Raw genomic sequence first — 11,549 nt, 5'->3', positions numbered from 1 at the left:
ATAACTACGAAAGCTTGAAAATATCACTATTCTACAGTTCTATTATATCGTACATATACAATAATAACCAAAATAATCTGTGATCTTCTTGTTAATAGGTGTTTTTATTTTTCCCATTGTTTTATGATAAATGTGGGAGAGAAATACATATAAAAGGGGAATTAAATATGGGGCCTACGCAAGAGACTTATACAATTGTACGTTATCAATCTGGTACATTTTCAAAACAACTTGATGAGATTGTTACAGAATCTCCTATTACTATTAAATTGAATGGTGAAGAATATGTAACAGTCGTATGCACACCAAATTATATTGAAGATATGGTAATTGGTTTTTTAATTTCTGAGGGGATTATTTCTTCCTATAACGATGTTGAAGAACTATGGGTTCAAAAAGATAACGGAATTGTCCATGTAAAATCATCAAAAGTGAATCCGCTCTATCAAACTTTATATAATAAACGATACGTCACTTCTTGCTGCGGAAAAGGTAGACAAGGTTTTATTTTCGTAAACGATGCAGCAAAAGCAAAAGACTTACATGATATACATGTAAAAATTACTCCTGAAGAATGTTTTTACTTAATGAATACGTTACAACAATCTTCCACTACCTTTCGCCAAACCGGCGGTGTTCACAATACCGCGCTCTGTGATCGAAACAAAATCCTCCTATCAAGAATGGATATTGGCAGACATAATGCATTAGATAAAATATATGGTCATTGTTTGCGCAACGATATATCTGTTATAGGAAAAATTATCGCATTTAGCGGACGTATTTCATCTGAAATTTTACTCAAAGTTTCAAAAATCGGATGTGAAATTGTTCTATCTAAATCTGCCCCAACAAAACTAGCATTGCAACTCGCTCACGATTTAGGCATTACAGTCGTAGGATTTATCAGAAATGAATCCTGCAATATTTACACACATCCACATCGAATTGATGGTTATCAATCGAATAACTAAAATAACTCCTCAATTGAGGAGTTATTTTAGTTATGAAAATGTAATATATTAAAGACTTGAATAGTTAATAAAGTTAATATATAATTTCATTACATATTAAAAAACAAAACATTGTAGCATATATCTTTTCATTCTTTTACAAATTAAAAGAGACTGCTAACAAAACACATACACATTCTTATAAAAGTAATGGATTTATTTTATTTGAAATCGACCAAGGAGGTTACAACTATGGAAATTCGCTTATTAACGACAGAGGACGCAGAAATATATTTAAAAGTTTGTATGGAAGGTTTAACGAAGAACCCGGAAGCTTTTAGCTCTTCCTATGAAGACGTTTTGAAACATGAGGATCCTGTAGCTGCTATGGCAAAACGATTAAGCAATCCGGATAAGTATACTCTAGGGGTCTTCAAAGATGATGATTTAATCGGCATTGCTACTTTAGAAACAAAGCCTTTTATAAAACAAGAACATAAAGCAAAAATCGGTTCCGTTTTCGTTTCCCCAAAAGCGCGTGGCCTTGGAGCAGGACGAGCTCTTATTAAAGCAATTATTGAAAATGCCGATAAATTACATGTAGAACAACTTATGCTCGATGTTGTAGTTGGTAACGCTGGTGCCAAAAAATTATATGAATCATTAGGTTTCCAGACTTACGGCGTACAAGAGCGTTCATTAAAACATAACGGTCAATATTGGGACGAGGAACATATGGTTCTGTTCTTAAATGATTAATACTTCAATATAGTTTTCCAAAAGCATCTTTTTATTAAGAAAGATGCTTTTTTCATTACAACAATGTAATCTTCATGTCACCTTTATCGATCGTACCAAACCTTTCCATTCATTATACTAAAAATATAAAGTGAAACTTTACTCAGTGGGGAACTACATCCCACGCTGATCGCATGTACTTGATATGTAGAGGAGAATGTGACATGAAACAAAACAAACGAGCTATGCTTTTAATATTTACTACAGCAATTGTAACTTCTGGATTAGCAATTTTACCTTGGTTTATTATATGAACACTCCCCCTAACAATGAAAAAAGCTGATTGCTTCTTAAGAAGCAATCAGCTTTTTTTATATTATAAAATCCCCAAAATTTTATTTACGCAACTTATAATAATAACCATAGATACGGCAACGCACATGACAACCGTATTACGATCTTGCTTTTCTTTTTTTGAAATTTCTTCTTTTGAATTCATGTGTATGATCTCCTTTTAAAAAAAGTGTGAGATAGGAAATTTTTCTTATCCGATGCGAGGTGAATACGAAAACCCTCTCTATCTCACATACACAATAGAATGGAATTGTCATTTTATAAATAAAATGACATGACGTTATGTCGCAACATAGGGTATTTTGTGTCGCTACGTTTTCTATTATAAAAAATAGTTGTGCAAAACTAGTGCATTTTTTATGTCAATTACTCTGAGCGAAAAAATCAGCCCTCCATTCAATCACATAAAAAGAGTTTTTTATTATTTTCATGTAAACTATACAAGTAGAATGAACAGTTTGGGGTGCACAAGATTATGGTAAAAATTTTATTAGTAGACGATGAAGAACGTATGTTACGATTATTAGATCTGTTCTTAAGCCCTCGCGGCTATTTTTGTATGAAAGCTACCTCTGGCCTTGAAGCACTAAAATTAATCGAACAAAAAGAATTCGATATTATTTTATTAGATGTTATGATGCCAAGTATGGATGGATGGGATACTTGCTATCAAATTCGTCAAATTTCCAACGTTCCTATCATTATGTTAACAGCTCGCAACCAAAACTACGATATGGTGAAAGGCCTCACGATGGGCGCAGATGATTATATTACAAAACCATTTGATGAGCATGTATTAGTCGCACGAATCGAGGCTATATTACGCCGTACAAAAAAAGATGGCTTTGTTAGTTTCAATGGTATTGAGTGGGATAAAACGAAACATACTGTCACAGTTTATGATGAAAAAATCTCATTAACTCCTATCGAATTTTCGTTACTCGGACTATTTTTACAAAATACAAACCGTGCTTATAGCCGAGATGATTTAATCGAAAAAATTTGGGGCTATGAAACAGATATCGAATATAGAACAATTGACTCACACATTCGTAATATCCGTGATAAACTACGCAAAAAAGGATTTCCGATTGAAGATTACCTAGAAACGGTCTATAAAGTCGGATATAAATGGAAAAGTGAATAATTACTTCGGTCAGTGGGAAATCGTATACCACTGACTCTTTATTATGAATAAGGTATGGTGAAAAAATGAGTAAACTTTCCCTTAAAATTGGGACATACTTTTTAATATTAGCTTTATGTATTGAAACAATTGCTTTCGTATCTTTTTATAAAAGCCTTTCAAAAATGCGTATTGTAGAGGAAACAGATGCTCTTTTAGAGAAAGGTAATCGCTATAGTAAAAAAATTAAAAGCCGCGAGAGACGGGATGAATATTATAAAGAAATGAAACACGCTGAACATAATAAAAATCCTAAACGTCCTGTGTACCCTGAGTTCGATATTACGAATGAGGCTGCACACTTAGTTGAATCGGAATCAATTTCGAACTCCGATATAGCTATCATTATTACTGACCATAACGGCAAAATTATTTCCACCTCAGAACCCGTAACAAAAGATATGCAAAAACAACTTACTTGTAAAACAGAAACTGTCCCAGACGGCGGATTGGTCGTTGAAAGGAACTGGAAAAAATCAAAGTTCATCACAACAGTAAGCCCACTTAACACAACAAAGTTTCAAGGAAAGCTATATATGTTATTAAAAACATCTTTCCTAGAAAATATGTTACTTAAACTCATGAACCAATTTCTTATCATTAGCGTTTTAACAATTATTTTAACAACAATTTCTGTCTTTGTTTTTTCACGCGTTATTACAGAACCACTTGTAAAAATGAAGAGAGCGACAGAAAAAATGTCAAAATTAAACAAGCCAATTCAATTAGGTATTAAACGAAATGATGAACTCGGAAGTTTAGCAAAAACAATTGAAGATTTATCGAGTGAACTTACGTATATGAAAAAAGAGCGTAATGAATTTCTCGCTAGTGTCGCTCATGAACTATTAACTCCATTGACCTATATGAAAGGTTATGCGAAGGTAGCAAAGAGAGACTCTTTAACCAAAGAGGAGCGAGAAGAATACTTACAAATTATTGAGGATGAAACGGATAGTGTAACCGATCTCGTCCAAGATTTATTTATGCTTGTACAATTAGAACAACACCAATTTGTTATAAAAAAACAAAAAGTGCTTCTTCAGCCATTTTTAGAACGAATGGTTGAAAAAACAAAAACAACATTAACGAATAAGCAAATGCAACTTCATGTATATTGCAAAGATGATTTAGAAGTTTGTATAGACGAAAGACGTATGGAACAAGTTATGTTAAATTTATTACACAACGCTTATCAACATTCGCCAGAAAACACAGCCATTACGATACGTGTACTCATGGAAACAGATTCTTTTACAATAAGTGTACAAGATGAAGGTGAAGGTATTCCTGAAGAAGATATCCCGCATATATTTGACCGTTTTTATCGTGTCGATAAATCTAGAACACGAGCTACAGGCGGAAAAGGTATCGGCCTAGCTGTTGCAAAGGAAATTGTAGAATTGCATAACGGTTCTATTCTAGTAACAAGCCAATTAGGAGCGGGAACAAACTTTATAATCGAGCTACCTTTTGAATAATATGCGTGTGAAAACACCAGTAGTAGTAAACACTACTGGTGTTATTTTGTTCATAAAAACAGCTCATATAAGCTAAGCTTTTGAAATTATTCTTATTTCAATATAAAATAAAGGTACATTTGCAAAGATTTGGAGGGTGATATAATTGGATATCCATGTATTAACAAAAGACGAAGCAGAAATTTACTTAGAACTTCGCGTAGAAGGATTAAAGCAAAACCCTGAAGCATTCAGCTCTTCTTATGAAGATATTATTAATAAAGAGTGTGCGATTGAATATAAAGCACAAAAATTAGCACAAGATGAAAACTATACGTTAGGTGCATTTAAAGATGGAAAATTAATCGGGGTTGCAACACTGGAAACGAAACCATATGTAAAACAAGAACATAAAGCTAAAATCGGTTCTGTATATGTATCTCCAAAAGCGCGCGGACTTGGAGCAGGAAAAGCACTTATTAAAGAATGTCTTGAGCTTGCTAAATCTTTAGAAGTAGAACAAGTTATGCTTGATGTTGTTGTTGGCAACGATGGAGCGAAAAAACTTTATGAATCATTAGGTTTTAAAACATTCGGTGTACAAGAACGTTCATTAAAATATAACGGACAATATTGGGACGAAGAGCATATGGTCTTATTCTTAGATGAAAATAAATAATAAAAAACATCCTCATGTTTGGAGGATGTTTTTTACTTTCTTGTAAACCATGCCGTGTGTAATAATTGAATCGCTTTCGCAATTTCTTCCTCTGATAATATCGCAAACCCAAGTAAAACTACATTCTCAGGCGCCGTACCGTCTTTATAGTACGTAGACACAGGATATATTTTGATACTATGTTTCGCAGCTTCTTGAATTAATTCTTCTTCCCGCATTCTATTATGCACTTTTAATAAAATGTGTAATCCCGAATCTTCTCCTATCACTTCAACACGATTAGAGAAATATTTCTCTATTTCAAAAACAAGTCGATCTCTCTTCTTTCGGTAGACGACACGCATTTTATGAATATGTTTTTCCCAATAGCCTTCATTTAAAAATCTTCTAATCACTTCTTGGTCCATTCTTGAAACACTTTGTGTATAAAATAAATATTGCTGTTGATACTTTTTAATTAATTTCTTCGGCAACACCATATAGCTCATCCGTAGCGATGGCAATAATGCTTTAGATAGCGTCCCCATATAAATAACTTTCCCCTCTGTATCTAACCCTTGCAGCGCCGGTATAGGCTTTCCAGAATAGCGAAATTCACTATCGTAATCATCTTCAATAATATACCTGCTCTCTTCTTTCTTTGCCCATTGTAAAAGCTGCATCCTTCTCGTAATAGGCATAATCATTCCATATGGAAACTGATGGGAAGGTGTAACAAATACAACATTCGCATTGCTATTTTCTAAATCTGCAATACAAATTCCATCTCTATCTAAAGATAACATTTGGACTCTTGCTTCTCCCTGTTCAAAAACAACCATCTTTCTATGATATCCTGGGTTTTCAACTGCATAATTGCTTCCCTTTAACAATTGAAACAATAGTTTCACTAATATTTGTGTTCCCGCTCCTAATACAATTTGACTAGCTGAACAACGTACACCTCTAGATTCATACAAATAATTCGTAATCTCTTCTCTTAAGCTCGCTTCTCCTTGAGGGTGTCCTAGAAAGAGAAGTTCGTTATTATGCGGCTGCCATATTTCATTTACAATTTTCCGATACATATTGAATGGAAAAGCATTTGTATCAATTCCTGTTTGTGTAAAATCAAATTTATAACTCTTCTCCTGAAACGGTACTTCTTCTATTCTCTCTCCGCTATCCTCTACATGAGCCATTTGCTCAATCTTGCATACAAAATAACCTTTTCTCGATATCGACTCAATATAACCTTCTGCAAGTAATTGTTCGTACGCTGCCTCTACTGTATTTTTACTTACTTGTAAATGTATCGCTAACTTTCGCTTAGCCGGTAATTTCGTAAAAGGGACAATTGATCCATCTTTAATCTCTTTTTTTATATACTCATACAATTGCACATATAATGCCTTTTTACTATTCATATTTAAATTAGGCGTTAATTCTAACATAGTATCTGACCCCTTAATAAAACTAAAATCTGATACTTTTTACAGTACCAGAAGTTATATATAATTCCTATTATCATGTCACACATAAAAAATCAAATACCGGAGAGGAGAAACATGATAATGAACAATGGTAGACGTATCGGACTTATTATGATTATTACAGGGGCTACATTATGGGGATTATCTGGTCCAATGATTCAGTGGCTATTTCAGCATACTAATGTATCCTCAATTGATTTTTTAACAATTCGATTGTTGCTTGCAGGAATATTTATTTTGTCTTTCTTACTTATAAAGAAACAAAATATATTTCAAATTTGGAAACACCCTAGATATTCTATACAACTTATTATTTTTTCTATTCTCGGCATGCTCGGTGCGCAATACGCCTTTATCGAAACGGTTCATATTAGTAATGCAGTCACAGCAACGCTATTTCAATTTCTAGGTCCTGTTCTTATTACCATGTATGTTGCATTTGAACAAAGAAAATTCCCTGCTTCCATGCAACTATTCGCAATTATAGCCGCGCTAATAGGAACATACTTTATTATTACAAATGGCTCAATTGAAAATATTGTTTTATCCAAAGAAGCTATTATTTTTGGACTATTAACAGCAATCGGATTTGCATTTTATACCCTTCATCCGGCTTCTCTCATTAAAGAATGCGGGACAACTGTAGTAATTGGTTGGGGGATGTTAATCGGAGGAATTGCACTACTTATTTATAATCGTTCATTCGGGTGGAATCAATTTTCACAAACCCTTACACTAAAAACTTTTTCTATGCTTATTCTTATCATTATTAGTGGTACCATTTCTTTCCTTCTATATATCGGTAGTCTTAAATATTTAGCAGCAACAGAAACAAGCATTTTATCTAGCATTGAACCCCTTGTAGCTGCCATCGTTTCAATCACTTGGCTAAATGAATCTTTTGGAACATATCAATTATTAGGCGGCGTATGTATCGTTCTGTCCGTTATTTTTTTGACGATGCCTCAAAAAGAAACCGAACCAACCTATACAACGGAACAAATATAAAATGAAACTTTAATTAGTGGGGACTATCTCCCACTAATTATTAACCTACACCAATCGGGCTTTTACGGGATAAAAATGTCAAAAGAGGTCGTACAAAACTTACGACCTCTTTTTATACTTTAAAGGAATTGTCCCGCCTTCTAGCAAATACAATTACACTAACAATAAAAACTAGGAGTGTGGCACCATGAAAAAAATCGGAACTATGCTACTTCTCTCCTTCCTCATCACTGGATGCACACAAACGCAACCGGATTCAAAAGAACAAAAAAAAGACGTAATAGCAACGTCATCCACTCAAGTGAACGCACCTTCCTTCTTTCACCTTAGTATTTTAAAAGATGTAAATTGGGAAGAAACACCTTCTTTCGTAGAAGGAAAAATGCCTTTAAAAGGCATCGAAGGTAAAGTCGCAATGGCTGATAGTCCTATTATCGCAAATGAACAAAATGAAATAATGTGGCACTTTCTAGATTCTGAAATACCAACTGGAAAATTGTCTATTATTGCGCTAAAACAAGGATCTGTAACTCCGACACAAGTACTCTTTCAAAAAGAAACTTCCAAACAAACTTGGACTACTTCAAATACAATCGATTCTACTACAAACGAACTCCCTCTCACTATGTCACTACCTTCATCTGGATTATGGTTATTAAATATATATGTGAATGAAAAATATTATGATCAGTTTGTAATCACTGCTGAGTAAAGTGACAAAAATAAACCACTTTCTTACAACAATGTAATTTCTACGTCATGTACTTCGATAGTTGAATTATCTCTCTTCTCTTATACTTAAAGTAAGAAATGAAACGAGGAGAGATGAGAGATGAAAAAAATGATAGAAGTGATCGTAGCAGTAACTGAGGTTTTAGTGAATGGTAAACAAGTTGCAATGGAATTAAATAAATAATGAAGAAACATAAATAATTCTACACTTCTTCATTATTTTGATTTCTTATCTCAAAAAAGCAGTGCCTTTTAGGCACTGCTTTTCGCTATTAATAACGTGGTATTTTCGTAATTTGTGCCACGCCTGAATCAATAGCTGCTTTCGCTACTGCTTCTGCAACACTTGGAACAACTCTTTTATCTAATGGATTCGGGATTACATAATTCGCATTACGTTCTTCATCAGTAATGATGTTAGCGATCCCATATGCTGCCGCTAATTTCATCTCTTCTGTAATATCAGTTGCGCGCACATCTAACGCACCGCGGAATATTCCGGGAAACGCCAATACATTATTTACTTGATTCGCATAATCCGAGCGTCCAGTTCCTACTACAGCTGCCCCAGCCTCTAATGCATCCTCAGGGAAGATTTCTGGAATTGGATTCGCCATTGCAAACACAATTGCTTTCTCATTCATCGTCTGTACAAGTTCTTTCGTTAATACGTTAGGAGCAGATACGCCAATAAAAATATCAGCTTGGTGAATTGCTTCTTTTAACGTTCCACGCACATGTTCACGATTTGTCTTTTTTGAAACTTCAATTTGTGCTTCGTTCATCCATGTTTCACCTTCACAAACAATACCTTCTAGGCTAACTAACGTAATGTGCTTTGCACCAGCCTTTAATAATAATTTTCCAATTGCAATTCCTGCCGAACCCGCACCGTTAATAACGATTTTCACATTATCCATTTGTTTGCTAACAACTTTTAATGCATTAATAACAGCTGCTAAAACGACAATAGCTGTTCCATGTTGATCATCATGGAATACAGGAATATTCGTTTCTTCTTTTAATCGTTTTTCAATTTCAAAACAACGCGGTGCTGCAATATCTTCTAAATTAATCCCTGCAAATGTAGGCTCTAAATTTTTTACAAGGGTAACGATTTCATCTACATCCGTTGTGCCTAAACATAATGGGAAAGCATCTACATTCGCAAACTTCTTAAACAAAATACTTTTTCCTTCCATAACAGGCATAGCCGCTTTCGGTCCAATGTTTCCTAAACCGAGTACCGCTGTTCCATCTGAAACAACTGCCACCATATTGCCACGTGCTGTATAGTCATACACTGTTTCTTCATCTGCCGCAATTGCTTTACACGACTCCGCTACACCTGGTGTATACGTCAGGCTTAAATCATCCGCTGAATTTACCTCCACTTTACTTGTAATTTCAATTTTCCCTACTAATTCTTTATGCAATAACAATGATCTTTCATTAATTTGATTTGCTAACATACTTATAATCTCCCCTTAATTTGACAAGCTAGCTATATGAATATAGCTAGCTTGTTTGATCATGAAAACATTTTTAATAATATTGTCGCCGTTACAACCATTGCCGCCCCGCCTAAACGAGTTGAAATTTGCGCGAACGGCATTAATTCCATACGATTTGAAGCCGATAAAATAGCAACATCTCCAGTTCCGCCTAAACCGCTATGACATCCAGTTACAATCGCCGATTCAACTGGATACATCTTCATCACTTTCCCTACAAGAAAACCTGATGCTACCATTGTAAGAACAACCGATGCGCACACAACAACATATCCTACTGAAAGAACTGCTGCTACGTCTTTTAACGGAATATATAGCAATCCTAATCCAACCATTAAAGGCCAAGTTAAATTCTTCGAAATAAATTTATATAAATGGAATGCTCCTTGCTCCATTTTTGCTGGCATTAATTTAAAGTATTTCACAAGTGCTGCTGAAAAAATCATAATGATTGCCCCAGGAATACCGATGAACTTAGAAGCAAATCCTCCAAAGATGAAGAACGTACACGCAATTAATAAACCTGCTCCCATTAATGAGAAGTCAATTGGCTTCTCTGTATTTTGTTCTTTTAATAATTCTGCTTGATTGTCTGTTTTCACTAATACACCGTTACCACTAAGCTCCGGTTTCTTCTCACCTAAACGCTTCATATACCCTGCACTTACAATTGCGAACATATTTCCAATAATAGCTGCTGGAATAAGCTGTGATACAAACGTCGCTGATGATTCATTTAAAATATCACTATAAGCTAGCGACAATGGTAAAATCCCTTCCCCGATACCACCACTCACAATTGGTACGATGATAAAGAAGAATGTGTGCTTCATTTCAAATCCAAATAATGAACCGACCAATAACCCTACTGCTACAGAAGCTAACGTCCCTACTACTAAAGGAATAAACATACGAACGAAACCTTGTACTAACACTTTACGGTTCATTCCTAAAATACTTCCGACTACTAAACAAGAAATATATAAATATAAAAAGTTCGATTTTTTCATTAACATAGTCGCAGCTTCCATTGAAGCTGGATTCATCCAGTTAAAAAATACAAGTAATGATGGAATAAATAACGAAAGTATTGCTGGACCGCCGATATTTTTTAAAATTGGAATTCTCATCCCAATATCGCCTAAGAAAATCCCCATGATCATAATAACTGCAAATCCACCAATCATATCTGCTGGCAATTTATTATATACAGATGCCCCATAAATAATAGCAGCCAATACTACATATAACGGTAAAGGTATAACACCGATTTTTACATTCATAATTTTAGAAGCGAAAGATTCTCTTTGTACTTCATTTCCTTCAGAAAATGATACCGCTTCCACATTCTTTTGAATTCCCATATGGCACCCCCTCGTTTTCTTAATAACAATATTAAAACGCTTTCAATAGTAAAAATAGTTTTTGTAAGTTTTGTAATTGATTTTGTAAT

Annotated in this window: 11 protein-coding genes; 7 read left to right on the top strand and 4 right to left on the bottom strand. The window is 34.4% G+C overall.

Features of this window, described 5'->3' with window-relative positions; translation table 11 throughout:
• The first annotated feature begins 167 nt into the window (after window positions 1–167).
• Complete coding sequence (gene fdhD / locus ACTL4X_RS03070) at window positions 168–974, top strand: formate dehydrogenase accessory sulfurtransferase FdhD (RefSeq protein WP_086692382.1); 807 nt, start codon at window positions 168–170, stop codon at window positions 972–974.
• Between the two features lie 231 nt (window positions 975–1,205).
• Window positions 1,206–1,712 carry a GNAT family N-acetyltransferase gene (locus tag ACTL4X_RS03065; protein ID WP_000405868.1) on the top strand — a complete coding sequence of 169 codons (507 nt, stop codon included), beginning with the start codon at window positions 1,206–1,208 and terminating at the stop codon, window positions 1,710–1,712.
• Window positions 1,713–2,067: 355 nt separating this feature from the next.
• Here ACTL4X_RS03065 and ACTL4X_RS03060 read toward each other — a convergent pair whose 3' ends face one another.
• Window positions 2,068–2,190: a hypothetical protein gene (locus ACTL4X_RS03060; RefSeq protein WP_001085006.1), complete on the bottom strand. Its 123-nt coding sequence runs from the start codon at window positions 2,188–2,190 to the stop codon at window positions 2,068–2,070.
• Window positions 2,191–2,520: 330 nt separating this feature from the next.
• Between ACTL4X_RS03060 and ACTL4X_RS03055 the strand changes: the two genes are divergently transcribed.
• From ACTL4X_RS03055 to ACTL4X_RS03045, 3 genes are all read left to right on the top strand, one after another.
• Window positions 2,521–3,192 (top strand): response regulator transcription factor, encoded by a 672-nt coding sequence (locus ACTL4X_RS03055; protein WP_000238957.1) that lies wholly within the window; start codon window positions 2,521–2,523, stop codon window positions 3,190–3,192.
• Window positions 3,193–3,257: 65 nt separating this feature from the next.
• Entirely contained in the window at window positions 3,258–4,712 is a 1,455-nt protein-coding gene (locus tag ACTL4X_RS03050; protein ID WP_000041022.1) for a HAMP domain-containing sensor histidine kinase, read from the top strand.
• 145 nt (window positions 4,713–4,857) lie between these two features.
• Window positions 4,858–5,370: a GNAT family N-acetyltransferase gene (locus ACTL4X_RS03045; protein WP_000351212.1), complete on the top strand. Its 513-nt coding sequence runs from the start codon at window positions 4,858–4,860 to the stop codon at window positions 5,368–5,370.
• A gap of 32 nt (window positions 5,371–5,402) precedes the next feature.
• Here ACTL4X_RS03045 and pdxR read toward each other — a convergent pair whose 3' ends face one another.
• Window positions 5,403–6,803 (bottom strand): MocR-like pyridoxine biosynthesis transcription factor PdxR, encoded by a 1,401-nt coding sequence (gene pdxR / locus ACTL4X_RS03040; RefSeq protein ID WP_065211573.1) that lies wholly within the window; start codon window positions 6,801–6,803, stop codon window positions 5,403–5,405.
• 120 nt (window positions 6,804–6,923) lie between these two features.
• On the opposite strand from pdxR, the gene ACTL4X_RS03035 reads away from it, so the two are divergent.
• Window positions 6,924–7,850, top strand: coding sequence for a DMT family transporter (locus ACTL4X_RS03035; protein WP_001059053.1), 927 nt, complete (start codon window positions 6,924–6,926; stop codon window positions 7,848–7,850).
• Window positions 7,851–8,037: 187 nt separating this feature from the next.
• Window positions 8,038–8,562: a DUF4871 domain-containing protein gene (locus tag ACTL4X_RS03030; protein ID WP_078386533.1), complete on the top strand. Its 525-nt coding sequence runs from the start codon at window positions 8,038–8,040 to the stop codon at window positions 8,560–8,562.
• Between the two features lie 292 nt (window positions 8,563–8,854).
• On the opposite strand, the gene ACTL4X_RS03025 is transcribed toward ACTL4X_RS03030, so the two are convergent.
• Both ACTL4X_RS03025 and ACTL4X_RS03020 read right to left on the bottom strand, forming a co-directional pair.
• Entirely contained in the window at window positions 8,855–10,054 is a 1,200-nt protein-coding gene (locus ACTL4X_RS03025) for an NAD(P)-dependent malic enzyme (protein ID WP_000880780.1), read from the bottom strand.
• Window positions 10,055–10,113: 59 nt separating this feature from the next.
• Window positions 10,114–11,460, bottom strand: coding sequence for a 2-hydroxycarboxylate transporter family protein (locus ACTL4X_RS03020; protein ID WP_000512722.1), 1,347 nt, complete (start codon window positions 11,458–11,460; stop codon window positions 10,114–10,116).
• Between the last annotated feature and the right edge of the window lie 89 nt (window positions 11,461–11,549).

This window comes from Bacillus sp. RE35 (genome assembly GCF_052146655.1).
In the GTDB taxonomy this organism is placed as follows: domain Bacteria; phylum Bacillota; class Bacilli; order Bacillales; family Bacillaceae_G; genus Bacillus_A; species Bacillus_A cereus.
Note: the sequence above shows the minus strand (reverse complement) of the source record. Positions and strands in the feature narration are given on the sequence as shown.

Excerpts from the sequence above, each read along its gene's own strand:
- ACTL4X_RS03060 (WP_001085006.1), bottom strand. The coding sequence starts at position 2,190 with ATGAATTCAAAAGAAGAAATTTCAAAAAAAGAAAAGCAAGATCGTAAT.
- ACTL4X_RS03030 (WP_078386533.1), top strand. The coding sequence starts at position 8,038 with ATGAAAAAAATCGGAACTATGCTACTTCTCTCCTTCCTCATCACTGGA.
- ACTL4X_RS03025 (WP_000880780.1), bottom strand. The coding sequence starts at position 10,054 with ATGTTAGCAAATCAAATTAATGAAAGATCATTGTTATTGCATAAAGAA.
- ACTL4X_RS03055 (WP_000238957.1), top strand. The coding sequence starts at position 2,521 with ATGGTAAAAATTTTATTAGTAGACGATGAAGAACGTATGTTACGATTA.
- fdhD (WP_086692382.1), top strand. The coding sequence starts at position 168 with ATGGGGCCTACGCAAGAGACTTATACAATTGTACGTTATCAATCTGGT.
- ACTL4X_RS03035 (WP_001059053.1), top strand. The coding sequence starts at position 6,924 with ATGAACAATGGTAGACGTATCGGACTTATTATGATTATTACAGGGGCT.
- ACTL4X_RS03020 (WP_000512722.1), bottom strand. The coding sequence starts at position 11,460 with ATGGGAATTCAAAAGAATGTGGAAGCGGTATCATTTTCTGAAGGAAAT.
- ACTL4X_RS03050 (WP_000041022.1), top strand. The coding sequence starts at position 3,258 with ATGAGTAAACTTTCCCTTAAAATTGGGACATACTTTTTAATATTAGCT.
- ACTL4X_RS03065 (WP_000405868.1), top strand. The coding sequence starts at position 1,206 with ATGGAAATTCGCTTATTAACGACAGAGGACGCAGAAATATATTTAAAA.
- pdxR (WP_065211573.1), bottom strand. The coding sequence starts at position 6,803 with ATGTTAGAATTAACGCCTAATTTAAATATGAATAGTAAAAAGGCATTA.